The following is a 19,821-nucleotide window of genomic DNA, read 5'->3' as shown; positions in this document are numbered from 1 at the left end:
GCCCCAGGACGCGACACGGACGCGGCATCCGCCGCGGCGAAAACGGCAACGCGACCGCCTCGCCGGGTTCGGGCATCGCGCAGCGAAGCAGTCATGATCCGAGTCCTCATCGTCGTCGACCTGCCCGTGCTCGGCAGCGGCCTGCGTTCGATTCTCGAACGCGAGCCCGACCTGACCGTGACCGGCGAAATCGCGCCGGCGGCATTGCGCACGCTCGGCGCCGCGCAGATCGACGCCGAACTGGCGCTGTGCGCGCTGGAGCATGGCGACAGCGATGGCGTTCGGGTGGTGCGCGATCTGATGCGGCTGCGCGCGAGCCTGCGTCTGGTCTACTTCGCCACCGGCGAGGTCGCCGTGCCTGCGGCGCTGCTCGATGCCGGCGTGCACGGCTACCTCGCCCGCGGCAGCAATGCGCGCACTCTGGTTTACGCCCTGCGCCGCGTCGCCGGCGGCCACGACTACGTCGACGCGTCGATGCCGCGCAGCGTGCTGCTCGGGCTGTCGCCGTTCCGGCGCCTGAGCGCGCGCGAACGCGAGGTGGCGATGCTGACCGTGCAGGATCACAGCACCCGCGCCATCGCCGAGTTGCTCGGCATCGACCAGAGCACGGTGCGCACGGTACGCTCGCGCGCCTACCGCAAGCTCGGCCTGCGCGGCGCGGTCGGCTTGAGCCGGCTGGCGGCCAAGCACGGTTTCGCCCAATGAACGCCGGCGCCTGGCCTCGCCGCCACGGCGCGAAACCGGCCTTCGCGCACGCGGTCTTCACGCGGCGGCGATCTGCGGATCGATATGAACGATTCAGGCGGACGGTAGGTGCGGCGGACTCGCGCACGGCTGCGTCGCCTTGCGATTGCCGTCACGAACGCGGGCGCTGCGGCGCTGCATTGTGTGCCCGATAGACCGTGGTCGCTGCGGCTGCGGTCGGCGAGAACAAGCATCCGGGGGGCACTGCTTGCGTAGAGCATTGGACCGACTGGGACCGGACGAGCCGCGCCAGAACGATGGCGACGGCGGCGGCCGGCTTGCCGATTTCGAGCCCCGGCCCGCGCATCTGCACGAGCGCGGCATCGCGCAGTCCCGCCTGCGCAGCCAGGCCGCGACGCGCCGCGCGGCCGGCGCGCGGCCGGCGCCGTTGGCGCGCTCGCGCGGCGAGGTCGACTGGAGCGAGATCGCCGCGACCCTGCTCGGCGCCCGTCGCGCCGGACTGAACTGGCCGCCGGCGCCGCCGCAGCAGGCGGTGCTCGGCCGGGCGATGCCGACCGGCCCGCGCTGGCTGCACGAAATCCTGTGGAAAGGGCTGCGCCTGAGCGCGGTGGTGGTCGACGGCCAGGCCCGGCTGTGGACGCCCGACGGCGAGGAGCGCAGCGAGGACTATCCCGGCATCGTCCTGGCCCTGCAGCAACTGGGACTGCAGCAGGCGCACCTGGACGGGGTGCTGATCGCCGATCCCGGCTTGCGCGAGCGCTTTCGCACCGCCGCCCCCGGCGCCAGCCTGGAGCGGCGCCCGGCCTCGACCCTGATCCTGTTCGACCTGTTGCATGTCGACGGGGTCGATATCGAGCAGTCGCCCCTGGTCGACCGCAAGACCGTGCTCGAGCTGATGCTGCGCCAGGCCCCGCGCGGGCTGGAATACGGCACCCACATCCTCGGCAGCGGCAAGGACGCGTTGGCGTTGGCGCTGAGCCAGCACCTGGAAGGGGTGATCAGCAAGCGCGCCTTCGGCCGCCACGTGCAAGGGCCGAGCCCGGACTGGCGGCGGATCGGTCTGCTCCAGTTCGGCCAGTTCGCGGTGGTCGGCTACACCCCGGCCGAGCCGGAGCGGCGCCGGCCGGCGACCCTGCTGCTGGGCCGCCCCAAGGGCCAGACCGGCTGGCGCTATGTCGGCCGGGTCGCGGTCGAGGCCGGCAGCGAGTTCGAGCGCGCGTTGCTGCCGCGGCTGACCGCGGCGGCGCGGCGGCGGGTGACCTTCGGCCCCGATGTCGATCCGATCGAGGACGCGGTGTGGTGCAACCCGCGCCTGGTGGTCGAGGTGCGCAGCCATGGTCCGAACAGCAAGGGCCTGCTGCGCCAGCCGGGGCTGCAGGCCTGGCGGCGCGAGCGCAAGGTCGCCGACCTGCGCCTGCCGGCGTCGGCTCGCCGGCGTTCGCCGCGGCGCGGTTGAACGGGCGGCGCTTCGCCGGGTGCGGTCGCCGCCGGCGGAGAGGTTGAACGGACTGAACAGACGAGCATGTGCCTGTCGGCACACGACAGGATGTGACGCACAGGCGTGCCCCTGTCCGCTGCGCGTCAGTGTGTTCTTTGCCTGCGCAGCCGGCAGGCCCTGGTACGCAAGGCTTTCGCCGATGGCATGGTTTTTGTGATCAATATCACTGAATGATGCTGCCAGCGAGGCCCCCCGTGGGCCGATGGACCAAAAAACCGGACGACGACGAAGGCGGGCGCAAGCCCTCGCGCGCCTCGGTGATCGCGTTGGCCTGCGCTACCGCCCTGGCGGTGGTCGCCGCGCTGCTGGCCAGCCGCAGTCAGGCCGAGGGGACGGTGCCGGCCGTGCAGGCTCCGGCGGCCCAGGCCGCAGCGGCCGCAGCGCACTGAGCGGCTCGCCGATCCTGCGCCTGTCCCGTGCCGATAGCCCGTCGCCGGCCGAAGCCGAACGCTGAAGCCTCTGGATGCCCGCCTGCGCGGGCATGACGGCTTGAGAGCGCACGCCGAACCCCAGCTGCTGTCGTCCAGCGAATCCCACCTGCTGTCGTTCAGCGAAGCTCGCCTGCCGTCGTCCCCACGAACCCACCTACCGTCATCCCCGCGAAAGCGGGGATCCAGGGCTACACCGCGACACCCCCGCGTAGTCCGTGCACGACCGCCTGCGCAGGCATGACCCACTGCCCGTTCGCGATCAAGCCCGCCTGCCGTCGTCCCCGCGAACCCCACCTACCGTCATCCCCGCGAACGCGGGGATCCAGGGCCACACCGCGACGCCACTGCGAAGTCTCCGTACGGCCGCCCGCGCGCGCATGACGGCAGGCCGAGCGGGCCCGCGATTCGGCCGCTCAGCGCCAGTCGGCCGCCAGCGTTTCCTCGCGCGCGAAACGTTGCAGGTGTTCCAGCACCACGCCCTGCAACGTATGCAGGCGCGCCGGATCGGCCGCGATCAGTTCGAGCGCCAGACCGGTCTCGTCGGCACCGGCCCGCAGCTGGGTATCGGCGTCGAACACGATGCGGGCGCGATCGTCGGCGTATTCCAGTTCGAACTTGTGCCGCCAGTGATTGCACAGCGTGCGCAGCAGTTTGCGCGCCTGGGCGCTGGCGATTCGGGCGTGGGCGGTGGGCATCGGCGGTTCCTCGATGGGCAGCGGGATCAAGCGGGCAGGGCGCAACCGTCGGCGGCGCAACCGAACGCCGACGGCGCGGCGGCGCGCAGGCCGGCCAGGCGTTCGAGCAGGTGCGCGCGCCAGGCGTCCGGTTGGCCGAGGTAGCGGCCGATGTCGAGCGGCGCGGCGGGGGCGCCGTCGATGGCCAGCGCCACGCTCGGAAAACCGTGGCCGCCGAGGCGTCGCAGCAGGGCGCGGCTGGCCTCGATATGGGCCTGGCTGGGCGCCCCCCAGTGCGCGGCCAAGGCGGCATCGAAGGCCGCTGCGTCCAGGCCCAGTTCGACCGCCAGGGCGCGCAGGGTCGCCGGCTCGGCGATGCGCAGGCCGTGCTGATAATGCGCGCGCTGGATCCGCTGCAGCAGCTCCAGGCCGCGTCCGCCCAGCGCCTGCGCCGCCAGCACCGCGGCGATCGGCGGTTCGGAGTCGAGCAGCGCCGTCTCGTCGCGCAGCAGTCCGTCGAAATAGGCCGCGCCGAACGGCTGGCCGCTGAGCTGGGCGATCCGGCGGTCGTGCGGCAGCACGTAGTCGCGCCAGTCGCGGCCGATCTGGCGGCGCTGCGCGCCGGCCATCATCCCGCCGGCATGCAGTTCCAGCGCCAGCCCGGGCAGGGCCGCGGCGACGGCGATCAGCGGGGCGACGGCATAGCACCAGCCGCATAGCGGGTCGTAGAGGTAGTGCAGGCGGGCGGTGGGTAGGGCACCGGCGGTGGGGGAGGTCATGACGGATCCTGGATTCGGCCGCGGGGGCGGTCGTGGGCGGGCAGGACCGCACGATAGTTGAGTGAAACGGCGCAAAAAATGCCGTATAAGCGAAATATTTGTTGAGCGGACCGCGCAGATATGGACCGGATCACCGCCATGATCGTTTTCGTCGAGGTCGCCGAGCGCGGCAGCCTGACCGCCGCGGCCGAAGCCCTGGACATGTCGCGGGCCATGGCCACGCGCTACCTGGCCGCGCTCGAGGACTGGCTGGGCGCGCGGGTCCTGCACCGAACCACGCGCCGGCTCAGCCTGACCCCGGCCGGCGAGGTGGCGCTGGAACGCTGCCGGCGCATGCTCGCGGTCGGCGACGAGCTCAAGACCGCGCTGACCGACGCCGAAGGCGTGCCGCACGGCCAGTTGCGGCTGACCTGCAGCACCTCGCTCGGGCTCAGCCACCTCGCCAGCGCGGTGGCCGATTTCGTCCGCCGCTACCCGGGCGCGGCGATCGACGTGGTCCTGGCCGACCGCGCGGTCAATCTGGTCGAGGAGCGCATCGACGTCGCGATCCGGATCAGCCGCAGCCTGGAGCCGGGCCTGATCGCGCGCCGGATCACCGTCTGCCGCTCCGTATTGTGCGCAGCGCCGGCGTATCTGGCCGCGCGCGGCCTGCCGCAGCGGCCGGCCGACCTGGCCACCCACAATTGCCTGACCCATCACTACGTCGGCAAAAGCCTGTGGTCGCTGCATCGCGACGGCCAGGTCAGCGCGGTCGCGGTGGAAGGCTCGATCAGCGCTAACGACGCCACCCTGATCGCCCAGGCGGTGCGCGCCGGCGCCGGCATCGGCCTGCTGCCGACCTATCTGGTCGCGCCGATGCTGCTCTCAGGCGAATTGGCTCGGGTGCTGCCGGACTACGCGCCCGACGAGATGGGCGTGTTCGGCGTGTACCTGTCGCGGCGGCAGATGCCGCTGATCGTGCGCGCCTTCCTCGATTTCCTGGTCGAACGCTTCGGCGAGGAACCCGAATGGGATCGAGCGCTGGGGCTGGTTTGAGCGCTGCACTTCCCGACGCCGGGCGCGTTCGCCCCCGCCTTCCAATGGTTAGCAGGGCACATTTCATCGTATAACTCCGCTCACATGCCGTGAACCACGGGTGCCGGGGGCGGGGCATGAATCGGAAGGAGCCGGCGGCGGCGGCCCACAAGCGCTGCACTCGTCCGGCCATCGGTGCCGGCCAAAGAGGCTCGCCATGAAAAAGTGCCTGAATGCAGCGCTGTTGCTTTGCATGGGGTTGGCCAGCGGCAGCGTCGCGGCCCAGCAGGGCATCGGCATCGGCAATGCGGCCACCGACACGTCCGGCTTCGTCGGATCGCTCCGGGCCGGGAAGTCCAATCTGGTATGTGCGGCCAACAAACTGGTGGTTGGCGCGCGCCATACCGATCGCGCATTCGTCGCGCCGAACAGCGCCGACGGCATCACCACCGACTACGACCCGCGCTGCGCCAGCATCAGCACCGACGGCGCGACCGTGACGGTCACCAACGATGCCGGTTTCACCGATTACCCAGGGTACGACCAGCCCGGTACGGTCAATCAGAACACCTGCGGCGCCAATCAAGTCGTCGGCCGGATCGGCGGTTTCGATCGCGATATCGCCGGCATCTGGCTGAGCTCGGTGCAGCACGTCTGCTATGCGATGACGCTGGACGCGAACGATTGGGTCAAGCGGTCGACGACGATCGCCGCGACCCAGAACATCGGCGTCAACGAAGGCAATGCGGTGCATACCTTGCGTGGGCCGTTCTGCACCAACAACAACGATACGATCGGCGTGGGCATCGTGTCGCAGAACGGCGGCGAGGGCTACGACGGTATGCAGGCGCAATGCGCCCAGTTCGTTCAGGCGCGCTTCTCCGCCGCGCTCAACTTCACCAACTTCGCCTGGGCCACCACTCTCGGCGGCGCCGGCTGGACTGCGCAGCTGACCCACACCAGCGGCAACATGGCCGTACGCACGCCGCGGCCGGCCGGGACCAACGACACGACGCAGTTCGAAAGCGCCAACGAGCTGTACGTGATCCCCGGCGCCGGCTACTCGGCCACGCCTATCGCCCCGGCCGGCATCGCCAGCAATACCTACGTCGTCATCACCGCCTGCACCAACGCCACCCGCACCGACGAACAGGACCTGGCTTGCCCCCTGCTGGTGGCCGGCCGGCCCGATATCGCGGTGACATTGGGCACGCCGGCGCCGGTCTACAGCAACTACGGCCAGCTGCAGAACATCGTCCTGACCGCGACCAACGTCGGCCCCGGCGCCACCGACGGCGACGACGGCTTCAGCGTGGTCGCGACCCTGCCGGCCGGCTGGACCGCCGGCACCCTACCGGCCAACTGCGTCGCCAGCGGCGGCAATACCGTGGTCACCTGTGCGCTGAATCCGACTCCGCTGGCCGGCTCGGCCGCGCCCGGCGGCAACGGCGGCACGGTCAGCTTCACCATTCCGGTCACGGTCAACTCGCCGACCCTCAGCGGCACCTACACCGCCAATGCCGCGCTCGGCCGCAGCCTGCCCGACGGCGACGCCGATGCGACCAACAACGATTTCAACACCGCCAACGACACCGCCAGCGCCCCCCTGGTGTTCCAGAAGCAACCGATCCTGCGCCTGCGCAAGGCGCTGCCGCTGGGGCGGTTCGCCGCCGCCGACCAGTTCGCCCTCAGCATCGCCGGCACCGGCGGCCCGGCCAACGCCACCACCACCGGCAGCGGCAGCACCGCGACCGGCGAAGCCTTGCTCAACGGCAGCGTCGGCGCGGTCTACACCTTGTCCGAAGCCGGCGCGGCCGGCGCCAACCTCGCCAACTACACCAGCGCTTACAGCTGCAGCAACGCCCTGGCCGGCGGCCAGACGCCGAACGGCAACGGCACCAGCTTCAGCCTCACCGCGGCCGCCGGCGACGATCTGACCTGCACCTTCGGCAATACGCGCGCGCCGCTGGCCGATCTGGCGATCAGCAAGACCAATGGCGTCAGCACCGTCTCCCGCGGCGCGACCACGACCTACACCATCGTCGTCACCAACAACGGCCCGGACGCGGTCACCGGCGCGATCCTCACCGACCCGGCGGGCAGCCGCCAAGGCCTGAGCTGCACAACGCCGCCAAGCTGCACCGGCGCGGCCTGCCCGGGTGGATTGACCCTGGCGCAACTGGAAAGCGGCGTGGCCCTGGGCGCCTTGGCGAACGGCGCGACGGTGACAGTGACGCTGAGCTGCACCGTGAATTAAGCGCTGCGACTGTACGCGTGCGTTTGGCGCGGGCCGCGCGCAGGGCTTCTGCGCGCCGGCCGCAGCCACTAAGATGCCGCCGACGCCCCACAAACGAGAGACTGCGTTGATCATCCATCCCAAGGTTCGCGGCTTCATCTGCACCACCACGCACCCGCTCGGCTGCGAGCTCAACGTGCGCGACCAGATCCAGGCGACCCGCGCCCGCGGCGTGCGCCAGGACGGTCCGAAGAAGGTGCTGGTGATCGGCGCGTCCAGCGGCTACGGCCTGGCGGCGCGCATCTCCGCCGCGTTCGGCTTCGGCGCCGACACTCTCGGGGTGTTCTTCGAGAAGCCCGGCAGCGAGAAGAAGCCCGGCACCGCCGGCTGGTACAACTCCGCCGCGTTCGACAAGTTCGCCAAGGCCGAGGGCCTGTACGCGCGTTCGATCAACGGCGACGCCTTCTCCGACGAAGTGCGCGCCCAAGCCATCGAGCTGATCAAGAACGAGATGGGCGGCCAGGTCGACCTGGTGATCTATTCGCTGGCCTCGCCGGTGCGCAAGCTGCCGGCGACCGGCGAACTCAAGCGCTCGGCGCTGAAGCCGATCGGCAGCACCTACACCTCGACCGCGATCGATACCAACAAGGACCAGATCGTCCAGGCCTCGATCGAGCCGGCCACCGAGCAGGAGATCGAAGACACCGTCACCGTGATGGGCGGCCAGGATTGGGAGTTGTGGATCGACGCGCTGGATCGCGCCGGCGCGTTGGCGCCGGGCGCGCGCACGGTGGCCTTCAGCTACATCGGCACCGAAATCACCTGGCCGATCTACTGGCACGGCGCGCTCGGCCGGGCCAAGCTCGACCTCGACGCCACCGCCCAGCGCCTGGACGCGCGCCTGCGCGCGCACGGCGGCGGCGCGGCCAACGTCGCGGTGCTGAAGTCGGTGGTGACCCAGGCCAGCTCGGCGATTCCGGTGATGCCGCTGTACATCTCGCTGGTGTTCAAGGTGATGAAGGAGCAGGGCCTGCACGAAGGTCCGATCGAGCAGCTCGACCGCTTGTTCCGCGAGCGCATGTACCGCGACGACGGCCAGCCGCCGGCCACCGACGACCAGCAGCGCCTGCGCCTGGACGACTGGGAGCTGCGCGATGAAGTGCAGAGCCGGTGCAAGGCGCTGTGGCCGCAGGTCACCACCGAGAACCTGTTCCAGCTCACCGACTACGCCGGCTACAAGCACGAGTTCCTCAAGCTGTTCGGCTTCGAGCGCGACGACGTCGACTACGATGCCGAGGTCGACCCGGACGTGCGCTTCGACTGCATCGAGATGTAAACCAGGCGATCCCACGCTGGGTCGCGAACGGGGCGGGCGCCGGCGACGGGCCCGCCCCGTTCGTATGCGGCGCCTGCGCCCTGCCTCGTCTTAGTGTGCCAACTGCGATCGTGACACCTGCACGCGGGCGGGCGCTTAAGCCCCGCCAGGCCGGGAAATGTGTCATTTCGCGGCCGCTTATCGGTTGCGCGCGTGTCGTTCGCAGCCGGTCTTGCGCCTTTTTCCTATTCTAATCAATTAATTAAAACGAACAGGCCGAGTCGCGGCGACGATGGCGGGGGAGTTCGTGTATTCCGTGTGACTTGCGGCGCGTCTTGCTGGCCTGGGTATAATTGTGATCGATGTCACTAAAAATGCTCGGACACAACAGGGGGCCGTCTCGATGAACGCCATGCAACCTGCGCGCGGTGGGACGGCGACGCTGCATTCCGCAAATACCGCAAATACCGCAGATCGCGGATTGCCGTCTTCCGTGTTCGGTTCGTGGCGCACTGTACTGGCTGTCGCAATAACGGCCTTGGCGACGGTCATGGCGCCGACGCCGGCCTCGGCGCAGTACGCCACCGGCGGCAGCGGCCAGTACCGCAACCAGATCCTGTGGTTCGACTGGCAAGCTCCAACGGATACGGATCCCGATATCACGCAAAGCGGCGAAACAATCACGAACAGCATCGATGTCGCCGGACAAACCCTGACGGTCACCTGCAGCTTGAGCAATATCACCTCGGCCGGTGCCGATCCCGACTTGCGCGTCTATCGGCCCGGTGGCTTCAGTCAGGACGGCCTGGACGATCTGTACAACATCGGCGGCATCGGTGCGCTCAATACCATGGACATCGGCGTGAGAAACCGTGTCGGCGGAGTCAATGTAGCGTTCACTTACAGTTGTTCGGCGACCTTGGGCGGCTTGCCCTATACGCTCGACGGTTTGGTGTTTGCCGACGCTGAATCCACCAGCGGAACCGAGTTCATCCAGGCCACGCTGCCGGCCACCGCGACCATGCGGGTAATCGAGCGCACACGCGGCAGCACCTGCGCCGATCCCTACAATGTCACGCGGACCGGCACAACGTACCGCATGACCAGCACGGGCGATTGCAGAGATGCGGGCGAGAATCCGCCGGGCCCGACGGGCATATTCTTCATCGACAATGCCAGCACGGCCAATATGGTGATGGAGGGTTCGATTGAGGCCGTGGCTTTGGGCGTGATGCTCGAAGTCGCCGATTTTGGCGACGCGCCCAGCAGCTATGGGATTGCAGCCCATGTGCCGCAGTACGCGTGGAGCGGCGGAACCTTGCCCAACAACACCACGACCAACATCTTCAATATCGGCTTAGCGGCCCAGGCGCAGCCGGTCGTCGCCCTGCTCGGCGCCCGCGCCGACGTCGAAACCGCCTCGCTGTTCAGCGCCAACGCGCTCGGCGACGACAGCAACTCCAGCACCGGCACCGACGACGAGGACGGGGTCAACATCGGCGCGGCGGCGCCGCTGTACCGCGGCCTGAGCGGCAACAGCTACAGCATGACGGCGACCTGCGTCGGCACCGCCTCGGTGGCCGGCTGGATCGACTTCGACCGCAACGGCACCTTCGACAGCGACGAACGTTCCGCTACGGCGCTCTGTGCGGGCGGTAGCGCGACCATGACCTGGACCGTTCCGACCGACATCGCCGCGGGCGCGACTTTCCTGCGCGTGCGTACCGCGGTCAATGCGCTGGAGATCGCCAACGCCACCGGCGTCGCCGGTACCGGCGAAGTCGAGGATCACACGCTGACCATCGTCGACCCGCGCATCCGCGTCGCCAAGCTGACCCAGGCCGGTGCGGGCGGCCCGTTCGCGTTCACCACCACCAACACGCTGAGCCAGCCGGGTGCGTTGACCACGGTCGCGGCGAACACCGCAGTGACCGGCACGCCGGTGTCGATCGACGACATCGCCGCGGCCCTGACCGTGACCGAAAGCGCGCTGCCGGCCGATTGGCAGTTGACCGCGATCGCCTGCGCTCAGGCCGGCGGAGCGCCCGTGGCGGGCGCGACCTACGACCTGGCCAACCGTCGCGCGACGCTGCCGAGCACTTCGCTGTCGGCGACTTCGGACATCACCTGCACGTTCACCAACGGCAAGCGGCCGATCCTGCGCCTGGCCAAGGCCTTGCCGCTGGGCCGCTTCGTCGCCGCCGACCAGTTCGCGTTGAGCATCGCCGGCCAGGGCGGACCGGCGACCGCCACCACCACCGGCAGCGGCAGCACCGCGACGGAAGTGGCTGTTCTGAATCCGGGCACCATCGGCGGGGTCTATACGTTGTCGGAAACCGCGGCCGCCGGCGCGCTGCTGAGCAACTACGCGACGACCTATGCCTGCACCAATGCGCTCGCCGGTGGGCAGACGCCCAGCGGCAGCGGCGCCAGCTTCAACCTGACCGCAGCGCTCGGCGACGACCTGACCTGCACCCTGACCAATACCCGCAATCCGCTGGCCGATCTGCGCATCAGCAAGACCAATTCCCTCACGCCGGCGACCGAGCCTAACGACCTGCCGAACGACACCGTGAGCCGCGGCGCGACCACCACCTACACCATCGTGGTGACCAATGCCGGCCCCGATGCGGTGATCGGCGCGATCCTGCGCGACCAGGCGGCGAACCGGGTCGGCTTGAGCTGCACCGCGCCGCCTGTGTGCACCGGGGCGGGTTGTCCGGCGTCGCCGTTGACCCTGGCCGGGTTGGAGGCGGGTGCGCCCTTGGGCACGATCGCCAACGGCGCGTCGGTGACGGTCACGCTGAGCTGTGTGGTGAACTGATCGAAACGCCCGAACAACACGAAGATACCTAGGCGAACCCTGGCGGCCGGCATCGGCCGCCATGCCTTGGTCGTGCCTGCACACGGAACGCATGCCGCGCTATTCGCGGTCGTTCGTCGACCGGTTCGGCTCCCCTCCCGTTCGCGTTTTCAGCTTCGTTAACGCCTCGGGGGGACTTGTCTGCCTGCGCGGTAAAACACTCGTTTTCTTCATTGCCGACTGATCTATCGGCGGCGGTAAATGGCCGCTGGTCCGGGGGCATAATGTGTGATAGATACCATTTGGCATGTCTAGGCTGTGACAGGGGGCTGCCTCGATGAATGCCATGGACCCGTCGATCGGCATCGGTGCGATGCCATCGTTCGTCGCGACGCCTGAGCCTGCTTCGGTCGGTCGGCCAAAGCGCGCTGCGCTGATCGCAACTTGCCTTGCATTGAGCCTGAGCGGGGCCGCGTTTCCGGCCGCCGCGCAATATGCGACCGGTGGCAGCGGCCAGTACCGCAACCAGATCCTGTGGTTCGACTGGGGCACGGTAGACACCGACATTCCGCAAGGCGGAACGACGGTGACCAACAACTTCAACATCGCCGGGCAAACGCTGTCGGTAAGCTGCAGCTTGAGCAACATCGCCTCGGCGGGCGCCGATCCGGACCTGCGCATCTACCGGCCTGGCGCCTTCAGCCAGGACGGCCTGGACGACCTGTACAACATCGGCGGAACCGGCGCGCTCAATACCATGGACATCGGCTTGCGCAATCGCAATGCCTCCGCCAACGTCACCTTCACCTACAGCTGTTCGGCGACGTTCGGTGGCGTGCCCTACGCGCTCGACGGTCTGGTGTTCGCCGATGCCGAATCCACCAACGGGGCGAACGAGTACATCGAAGCCACGCTCCCGGCCGCTGCGACCATGCGGGTGATCGACCGCATTCGCGGCAGCACTTGCACCGACGCCTACAACGTCGCACGGACCGGCACGACCTACCGCGTGACGGCGACAGGCGACTGCTTTTTCACCACTCCGCCGGGACCGACCGGTGTCTTCTTCATCGACAATGCCAGCAGCGCCAACATCGTATTGCAAGGCGGCGGGTTGGAGGCGGTGGCCTTGGGCGTGATGCTGGAGGTCGCCGACTTCGGCGATGCGCCCAACAGCTACGGCGTGGCCGCCCACGTGCCGCAGTACAGCTGGAACGGCGGCACCTTGCCCGTCGGCACGACCAACATCTTCGCCGCCGGTTTCACCTTGGCCACCCAGGCGCAACCCATCGCCGCCTTGCTCGGCGCCCGCGCCGATGTCGAGAACGCCTCGCTGTTCAGCGCCAACGCGCTTGGCGACGACAATAACTCCAGCACCGGTACCGACGACGAGGACGGGGTCAATATCGGCGCGGCCACGCCGCTGTACCGCGGCCTGAGCGGCAACAGCTACAGCATGACGGCGACCTGCGTCGGCACTGCCCCGGTTGCGGGTTGGATCGATTTCGATCGCAACGGCACCTTCGACAGCGACGAACGCTCCGCCACGGCCTTGTGCGCCGCCGGCAGCGCGACCATGACCTGGACCGTGCCGACCGACATCGCCGCGGGCGCGACCTATCTGCGCATTCGCACAGCGGTCAATGCGCTGGAGATCGCCAACGCCACCGGCGTCGCCGGTACCGGCGAAGTCGAGGATCACACGCTGACCATCGTCGACCCGCAGATCCGCGTTGCCAAGCTGACCCAGGCCGGTGCGGGCGGCCCGTTCGCGTTCACGACCACTAACACCTTGACCCAGCCCGGCACGCTGACCACGGTCGCGGCGAATACCGTAGTGACCGGCACGCCGGTGTCGATCGACGATATCGCCGCGGCCCTGACCGTGACCGAAAGCGCGCTGCCGGCCGATTGGCAGTTGACCGCGATCGCCTGCGCTCAGGCCGGCGGAGCGCCCGTGGCAGGCGCGACCTACGACCTGGCCAACCGCCGCGCGACGCTGCCGAGCACTTCGCTGTCGGCGACTTCGGACATCACCTGCACGTTCACCAACGGCAAGCGGCCGATCCTGCGCCTGGCCAAGGCCTTGCCGCTGGGCCGCTTCGTCGCCGCCGATCAGTTCTCGTTGAGCATCGCCGGCCCGGGCGGCCCGGCGACCACCACCACCACCGGCAGCGGCAGCACCGCGACGGAAGTGGCTGTTCTGAATCCGGGCGCCATCGGCGGTGCATACGCGCTGTCGGAAACCGCCGCAGCCGGCGCGCTGCTGAGCAACTACGCGACGACCTACGCCTGCACCAATGCGCTCGCCGGTGGGCAGACGCCCAGCGGCAGCGGCACCAGCTTCAACCTGACCGCCGCGCTCGGCGACGACCTGACCTGCACCCTGACCAACACCCGCAATCCGCTGGCCGATCTGCGCATCAGCAAGACCAATTCCCTCACGCCGGCGACCGAGCCCAACGACCTGCCGAACGACACCGTAAGCCGCGGCGCGACTACCACCTACACCATCGTGGTGACCAATGCCGGCCCCGATGCGGTGACCGGCGCGATCCTGCGCGACCCGGCGGCGAGTCGGGTCGGCTTGAGCTGCACCGCGCCGCCGGTGTGCACCGGCGCGGGCTGCCCGGCGTCGCCGTTGACCCTGGCCGGGTTGGAGGCGGGTGCGCCCTTGGGCACGATCGCCAACGGCGCGTCGGTGACGGTCACGTTGAGTTGCGTGGTGAACTGACAGCGGCGCCGATCGGTTCGCTGCGGCCGACGCAATGCCTTTGCCATCGGGCACGCCGTCATAGCCGCATCGCGATCGTTTCCCCAAGCCCGCGTGCCGTACGGCGCGCACGATTCGCGATGCCCCTCGGCGTGCCGCGAGAGCGATGCGACGATTCCCGCCGGCTTGCAGCACGGCTGCGTTCTGCCGACGGTCGCAATGTGAGCCTTGGTGAGTCCGGTCCGCGCGGGCGCATGGTTTGCTCTGCGCCCGCAGCGGTCGCGCGGCCGCTGCGCTGCGCCGGCCGGCGGGGCCGGAGAGTCGGAGAATCGCAGATGGGTCAGGAAGCGGCCGCTCAGTTCGACGCCTTGGCGGCGATGTACGAGGACATGGCGACGTGGCCGTTCCGTCGCGACATGGAGATTCCCAACGTGCTGGCCGTGCTCGGCGATCTGCACAACCGCGATGTGCTCGACTTCGGCTGCGGCAACGGCATGTACGCGCGCTGGATGAAGCAGCGCGGCGCGCGCCGGGTGGTCGGCTACGACGTGTCCGAGGGCATGTTGGCGTATGCGCGGCAGCGCGAGTCGCGCGAGCGGCTGGGAATCGAGCACGTGTCCGCGCTCGGCCGGGACTGCGAGGGCGTTTTCGACCTGGTGCTGTCGGTGTACGTGCTGCCGTACGCGACCAATGCCGACGAACTGTTCGAGATGTGCGCGACGATGGCGCGCGCGCTCAAGCCCGGCGGACGCCTGGTCGCGTTGCCGATCCATCCCGATTACGTGCGCCAGCGCGACTACTACGAACCCTATGGGTTCCGCATGACGCCGGAAGGCGGCGACGTCGATGGCGGAAAAGTCCGCATGGAGCTGTGTAAGCCGCCGTTCGACGTCAGCGTGACCGCTTACTACTGGAGCAAGGAAAGTCTGGAATCGGCGATGCACCAGGCCGGCTTGTCGCCGGTGCAGTGGGTTCAGCACGGCCTGCTCGGCGGCGATCGCCACGAGTCCGCCGACCGCTTCATGCGCGCGTACTGGCAGCGGCCGCACGCGGCGATCCTGCACTGCTGCCGTATCTGAGCCGGCGCGCCGCCGCGGCCGGGCGCGTTGTGTCCGCGCGTTCGGTTTCGTCGCCGACAAACCGCTTCGCGGCGCGGAAAATCCACGCCATGTGCGTGTCGCGAACGGCCCTACGACCTTAGACGAACGCGCTCTCGGCGCACGGTTTAACACCGGCGATGGGTCTACACCGACGCATGCGGACTTCGTCGGCGCGCCGCGTCGACGCGGCATCGCGGCGGGTTCGCATCGTCGACCATCCGTGAGGACGCCATCATGAAACGCAAGATCATCCAAGCCTGCACGCCCGCTGCGATCCTGGCCGCGCTGCTGTGCCTGCCCGGCGCGGCGCAAGCCGTGGCCTGCTACGGCTACATCAACGCCGACGGCACGGTGCGCATGTCGGAACAGGACATCCCCGACCGCTGGAGCACCTGCCGCGTGCACAGCGCGGACCGGCAAGGGCCGGGGGTGTACCGGGTGTGGATCGAAAACGGCGAGATCAGCGATCGCGCCTGGACCCGCTCGACTTATTGCAGCGGCACCGTCAGCCATCCCGACACGCGCAGTTCCAGCCTGACCTTCTGGCCGGATACCCTGCCCAATCCGACCAGCAGCGGCGAAACCACGTTGTGGACGGTGCGCACATTCGACCACGTCGGCCTGCCGGCGGACCGCGATTTCTTCCTGGTTTGCGCGGCCAGCGATCCGCCGCGCTGATGCGGCGACTGCGCTGACGAAATCCGGGCGACGGGCCGGACACCGTCGCCCGACCGACCAACGGCAAGAAATTGCACGGTCCGACCCGGGAGGATGAAGTTCACCGCTGCGCACAGGAGCAATCGATGAGCAAGCACTTGTTGATGCTCACTACGGTGTCGGGACGGGCCACGTCGGTGGACGTGGTCGGCGACCTCGCGCGCCGTGCGATGGCGCGAGTGCCGGAGGTGCGCAACTTCCGGGTCGAACGCCAGACCGAACTGGAGGCGACGGTCAGTTTCGAAACCGATCGCTCCGACTGGCCGGGCCGGCTGGTGCCGGAGCTGAAGTCCAGCGGCCTGGTGCTGATCTACGCCGAGCTCAGCGACTGGTTGCCTTAACCGAATAAAAAGCACATTCGCGTGCTGGCACGGATTTTGTGAGATCAATCACGAAGTCTGTGGAGTCTTGGAGTCGCGAATGGATGATCTTCCCGAAACGTCGACCGCGCGCGCGCTCGGTTCCTCGTCGACCGCCGCCTGGTTGGTGGCTTTCTTTCTGGTCCTGATCGCGGTCCTGGTGATCGGGACGCAACTGGCGTGAAGCGGGCGATGCGACCGAGCCGATGGCGGCCGCACGATCGGGCGCGGGTGGCGTCCGCGCTGGCGCGCGGCCTGAGCGAACTGGCCCAGGCCTCGCTATGCGGCCTGGCCGCGTTCGTGTTCTGCACCGCCTGGCACGCAGCGGAGCGGACGCCCACGCGCGCAACGACGGTTCCGGCCCGGTCCGGCGAGCCTGCCGCGACGGCGTCGGCCGGGATGGCGCCATCGCGGCCGTTACCGCGGAACGCGGGCGACGCGCCCTGGGAGCGCTGACCGGGCCGTGTCACAGTCTGCCCCCGCGCGGCGCCTGCCTGCGTCTTGCGTCAAGTGTGCTAACTGAACCCGTAATGCGGGTGCGACCCGGCGATGCTCAAGCCTTGCCCGAGACCGGCACTTCGCCGTACAGCGTGCAGATCAGGCGTCGGTCGCGGACGTGGAACAAGGCCGGCTCCTGTGCGTCCTGCTCGCCGATGAAGAACACCCAGGCCGCCTTGCCGCTGCCGCGGTGCGCCTTGTGCTCCTGGACCAGCACTTCGACCTCGGTGCGCAGAGCGTTGCGGGCGCGGGCGCTCCAACCCGCCCAGTGCACGCGGACGCGGTAAGGCCGCGTGACCCGGCCGTCCTGGCGATCGCCGACGCTGAGCACGATCTCGTAGCGCTCGGCGTCGTCTTCGTGCTTCGCGCTCCAGGCGATCTGGCTCAGCCAGACCTGGGCCTGGCCGTAACGGACCACGGCGTCGAACTTCAGCCGCGCGATCGCCCGCTCGTAGCTGCGGCCGGCGATGCCGTCGATGTGCAGGGGGCTGTTGCGGTTGTGAGGGAAGCGCGCGTAGTCCTTGGCGATCCGACGCAGGCTGTTGGCGGTGGTCGCATGGCGCCGCGTGTCGCCGGCGCCGGCCGCGTCGCCGCCCGGCCGGCGTCCGCGCGCGACCGGCTGGCCGGCTGCCCCGGGCGGCGCCTGGACTTCGCGCGCTGCGCGCAGCACCAGCCGATTGGGCATCAGGCCGGCCCGGCTGAGCTGCTCCTCGGGGACGCGCTCGGTACGCGCGCGCTGCAGGCAGCCGTCCTCGTCCTGGGCGCCGCAGTCCGGGTGGTGCTCGATGTCCTTGGGCTTGAAGAAGTACGGCCGCTTCTTGTTGATGTCCTTGCGGTACGAGGCCGGAAACACCGGGATGTCGCAGCCGTGGCATTCGTAGCGGCCTGGATCGACGGCCTCCAGGTCCCACAGGTCCTCGGCATCGACTTCTTCGCCGGTGACGGTGTCCAGGGCCCGGTCCATAGCGCTGCTCCGTTGCGGTGCGGCGACGGCGCGCCGGTCGCCGACCAGCTTAGCGAGGCGGTGGCCGCCGCGACGTGACCTGCGCCGTCAGGCGATCGATCCGGGTTCGGCGGCCGCCCGCGCCCGCCCGCGGCGATCGCCGGCATGGCGCATCGGTTCGCAACTGCGGCTGCGACGCGGCGGGCTGGAGTCGCAGCCGCCATGCCGCGCGGGGCGGGCCGAATCGGTAGGCCGAATCGGCGAGTCGAATCGGCGGGTCGGCGCGATGTGCTGTAGCGGCGGATTGGGATATCTTCTGTGCGGGCGGTGGGCCGGTCAGACAGGGAGCGCGACGTAAGGAAACGTCGCAAGGCGATGCGCTACTTCGATGTCATCGAGGATTCGTTGGGACGATGGACCGTGAGGACGGACGCCGACGAACCGTCGGGGAGCCGTTACCCGCTGCGTGCCGATGCCATCGCGGCCGCCTGCGCCGCAGCCAAAGCCCATCATCAAGGGTCCGGCGCGAGCACCGCGGTGCGTCTGATCCATCCGCCCGACGACGACGAAATCCTGGTCCGCTATCTCTCGCCGGGCGAACTCGACGCCCTGTGCTGGTTCGGCGACGACGGCCGCGGCCGTCGCCGCGTCTGATCCGGCGGCTCCTCGCGGCCGGACCCGGCCGGCTCCGCCAGCCGGCGATCCAGCGCCAGGCGCGCTTCGTCGCGCCGGCAGCGCCGGGATCGTAGACCACGCCCATCGTCGCCTGGGGCGAACAGGGGTAGGCGCAAACCCGGTAACGGTCGGCCAGATCCTCGGCCTGCACGATCGCCCGGATCAGCGCCAGGCGCGCCTGGACCTGCGGCCTGGGCCCCATCAGCCCGACCAGGCCGTCGCCGGTCAGCGCCGCCCATAGGGCGCGGATGTCGTCGTCGGCGCGGAAAACCTGGGCCATGGCGTGCGGTGCGGGGAGGTCGTTGCGTGCGGACACACCATCCCGCGTCGCGCGTGTAGGGCGGGAGAAGGCGATTGCGATTGTGCAGTCCGCCGTGCTCATCGGCAGACTATGCGGCCCTTAGGCGAAGGAACGATATGGGAGCGCGCAAACGACGCTATGTCGGCAAACCGGTCGCGGGCGAAGGCTGGCGGGTCTGGGACACCGCGCTCAAGCGCTGGTGGGGCAGCCTGTTCGACGACTATCCGGCGGCGGTCCTGGACGAACTCAACGGCGAAGGTTCGCCGCCGCGCCTGACCGAACTGGGCCGCCGTTCGCGGCCGCCGAAGGCCAAGGCGACCAAGCGCTAGCCGACCTCGGAACGGGTCGAAGCGATCGCGCCAGTGACGGATGTCGGCAGCGGCGCGTGCGAGCGCACGACCGATGGCATAAGCCGGCGCGACGACGGTGTGGCAGCCTCGGCATGGCGGGTCCGCAGCGTCGTCGCATCCTGGCGTCGCGCCTGGCGCGCGTAGCGATGCATGCCGGGCCTGCGCCGTCCCCCGACGAACTCTGGAGCTATCGATGAAACTTGCACGCCTGCGTGGCCCGGTCGCGCTGTGGTCGGCGCTGGCGCTGTGCCCGTTGCCATTCGCCGCCGTCGCGGCCGGCGTCGACGCCGACGCCCTGGTCGGCACCTGGAAGGTCGAAACCATCGCCGACACCGATGCCTCGGGCAAGGTGACCCATCCGTACGGCGAACGCCCCGAGGGCTATATCGTCTACGACCCGACCGGCCGTCTGCACGTGCAGGTGATGCGCACGCCGGCGACGCCGCGGTTCGCATCCGGCGACGACGCCAAGGGCACCGACGCGGAGGTGCGCGCCGCCTACGACGGCTATGTCGCCTACTTCGGCCGCTACCGGGTCGACGCCGAGCGCAGCACGGTGGTGCACCAGGTCGTGGGCAGCCTGATGCCGAGCTATACCGGCACCGACCAGCCGCGCCCGTTCAAGCTCGACGGCGACGTGCTGACCATCGAGGGCGACAGCGAAGGCGTGCACTTCCTGCGCCGGTTCCGGCGGGTGAAGTGAGGCCCGG

The 19,821-nt window shown here is 69.3% G+C and carries 18 protein-coding genes; 15 read left to right on the top strand and 3 right to left on the bottom strand.

What is annotated here, in order from left to right:
* The first annotated feature begins 93 nt into the window (after nucleotides 1–93).
* The 3 genes from K4L06_RS22720 to K4L06_RS06315 all read left to right on the top strand — a co-directional run bounded on the left by K4L06_RS22720 (nucleotide 94) and on the right by K4L06_RS06315 (nucleotide 2,592).
* Entirely contained in the window at nucleotides 94–705 is a 612-nt protein-coding gene (locus K4L06_RS22720) for a response regulator transcription factor (RefSeq protein WP_305068576.1), read from the top strand.
* A gap of 259 nt (nucleotides 706–964) precedes the next feature.
* A complete protein-coding gene (locus K4L06_RS06320) occupies nucleotides 965–2,161 on the top strand; it encodes a hypothetical protein (protein ID WP_221670595.1) in 1,197 nt (398 codons plus the stop codon).
* A gap of 236 nt (nucleotides 2,162–2,397) precedes the next feature.
* A complete protein-coding gene (locus K4L06_RS06315) occupies nucleotides 2,398–2,592 on the top strand; it encodes a hypothetical protein (RefSeq protein WP_221670594.1) in 195 nt (64 codons plus the stop codon).
* A 455-nt stretch (nucleotides 2,593–3,047) separates the two neighbouring features.
* On the opposite strand, the gene K4L06_RS06310 is transcribed toward K4L06_RS06315, so the two are convergent.
* Nucleotides 3,048–3,329 carry a DUF2218 domain-containing protein gene (locus K4L06_RS06310; RefSeq protein ID WP_221670593.1) on the bottom strand — a complete coding sequence of 94 codons (282 nt, stop codon included), beginning with the start codon at nucleotides 3,327–3,329 and terminating at the stop codon, nucleotides 3,048–3,050.
* 26 nt (nucleotides 3,330–3,355) lie between these two features.
* Nucleotides 3,356–4,087, bottom strand: coding sequence for a DsbA family protein (locus tag K4L06_RS06305; protein ID WP_255594999.1), 732 nt, complete (start codon nucleotides 4,085–4,087; stop codon nucleotides 3,356–3,358).
* A gap of 138 nt (nucleotides 4,088–4,225) precedes the next feature.
* Between K4L06_RS06305 and K4L06_RS06300 the strand changes: the two genes are divergently transcribed.
* The 9 genes from K4L06_RS06300 to K4L06_RS22570 all read left to right on the top strand — a co-directional run bounded on the left by K4L06_RS06300 (nucleotide 4,226) and on the right by K4L06_RS22570 (nucleotide 16,528).
* Nucleotides 4,226–5,122, top strand: a complete 897-nt coding sequence (locus tag K4L06_RS06300; RefSeq protein WP_305068575.1) for a LysR family transcriptional regulator — start codon at nucleotides 4,226–4,228, stop codon at nucleotides 5,120–5,122.
* A 196-nt stretch (nucleotides 5,123–5,318) separates the two neighbouring features.
* On the top strand, nucleotides 5,319–7,358 hold the full coding sequence (locus K4L06_RS06295) for a DUF11 domain-containing protein (RefSeq protein ID WP_221670591.1): 2,040 nt from the start codon (nucleotides 5,319–5,321) through the stop codon (nucleotides 7,356–7,358).
* A 106-nt stretch (nucleotides 7,359–7,464) separates the two neighbouring features.
* Entirely contained in the window at nucleotides 7,465–8,673 is a 1,209-nt protein-coding gene (fabV, locus tag K4L06_RS06290) for an enoyl-ACP reductase FabV (protein WP_221670590.1), read from the top strand.
* A gap of 382 nt (nucleotides 8,674–9,055) precedes the next feature.
* A complete protein-coding gene (locus K4L06_RS06285; RefSeq protein ID WP_221670589.1) occupies nucleotides 9,056–11,476 on the top strand; it encodes a CshA/CshB family fibrillar adhesin-related protein in 2,421 nt (806 codons plus the stop codon).
* A gap of 433 nt (nucleotides 11,477–11,909) precedes the next feature.
* Nucleotides 11,910–14,189 carry a CshA/CshB family fibrillar adhesin-related protein gene (locus tag K4L06_RS06280; protein WP_221670588.1) on the top strand — a complete coding sequence of 760 codons (2,280 nt, stop codon included), beginning with the start codon at nucleotides 11,910–11,912 and terminating at the stop codon, nucleotides 14,187–14,189.
* A 314-nt stretch (nucleotides 14,190–14,503) separates the two neighbouring features.
* Nucleotides 14,504–15,247: a class I SAM-dependent methyltransferase gene (locus K4L06_RS06275; protein ID WP_221670587.1), complete on the top strand. Its 744-nt coding sequence runs from the start codon at nucleotides 14,504–14,506 to the stop codon at nucleotides 15,245–15,247.
* A 255-nt stretch (nucleotides 15,248–15,502) separates the two neighbouring features.
* On the top strand, nucleotides 15,503–15,946 hold the full coding sequence (locus K4L06_RS06270; RefSeq protein ID WP_221670586.1) for a hypothetical protein: 444 nt from the start codon (nucleotides 15,503–15,505) through the stop codon (nucleotides 15,944–15,946).
* A 125-nt stretch (nucleotides 15,947–16,071) separates the two neighbouring features.
* Complete coding sequence (locus tag K4L06_RS06265) at nucleotides 16,072–16,326, top strand: hypothetical protein (RefSeq protein WP_221670585.1); 255 nt, start codon at nucleotides 16,072–16,074, stop codon at nucleotides 16,324–16,326.
* Nucleotides 16,327–16,405: 79 nt separating this feature from the next.
* Nucleotides 16,406–16,528, top strand: a complete 123-nt coding sequence (locus tag K4L06_RS22570; RefSeq protein ID WP_255594997.1) for a hypothetical protein — start codon at nucleotides 16,406–16,408, stop codon at nucleotides 16,526–16,528.
* Nucleotides 16,529–16,897: 369 nt separating this feature from the next.
* Here K4L06_RS22570 and K4L06_RS06260 read toward each other — a convergent pair whose 3' ends face one another.
* Nucleotides 16,898–17,806 carry a hypothetical protein gene (locus K4L06_RS06260; RefSeq protein WP_221670584.1) on the bottom strand — a complete coding sequence of 303 codons (909 nt, stop codon included), beginning with the start codon at nucleotides 17,804–17,806 and terminating at the stop codon, nucleotides 16,898–16,900.
* A 354-nt stretch (nucleotides 17,807–18,160) separates the two neighbouring features.
* Here K4L06_RS06260 and K4L06_RS06255 point away from each other — a divergent pair, with 354 nt between their 5' ends.
* The 3 genes from K4L06_RS06255 to K4L06_RS06245 all read left to right on the top strand — a co-directional run bounded on the left by K4L06_RS06255 (nucleotide 18,161) and on the right by K4L06_RS06245 (nucleotide 19,814).
* Complete coding sequence (locus K4L06_RS06255) at nucleotides 18,161–18,439, top strand: hypothetical protein (protein ID WP_221670583.1); 279 nt, start codon at nucleotides 18,161–18,163, stop codon at nucleotides 18,437–18,439.
* 438 nt (nucleotides 18,440–18,877) lie between these two features.
* The gene (locus tag K4L06_RS06250; protein WP_221670582.1) at nucleotides 18,878–19,090 is read left to right on the top strand and encodes a hypothetical protein; all 213 of its coding nucleotides are present in this window, start codon (nucleotides 18,878–18,880) and stop codon (nucleotides 19,088–19,090) included.
* Between the two features lie 214 nt (nucleotides 19,091–19,304).
* Nucleotides 19,305–19,814 (top strand): lipocalin-like domain-containing protein, encoded by a 510-nt coding sequence (locus K4L06_RS06245; RefSeq protein ID WP_221670581.1) that lies wholly within the window; start codon nucleotides 19,305–19,307, stop codon nucleotides 19,812–19,814.
* Nucleotides 19,815–19,821 lie beyond the last annotated feature (7 nt).

It is taken from the genome of Lysobacter sp. BMK333-48F3 (genome assembly GCF_019733395.1).
Taxonomy (GTDB): domain Bacteria; phylum Pseudomonadota; class Gammaproteobacteria; order Xanthomonadales; family Xanthomonadaceae; genus Lysobacter.
The sequence above is the reverse complement of the archived record's forward strand: the minus strand, read 5'-3'. Positions and strand labels throughout refer to the sequence as shown.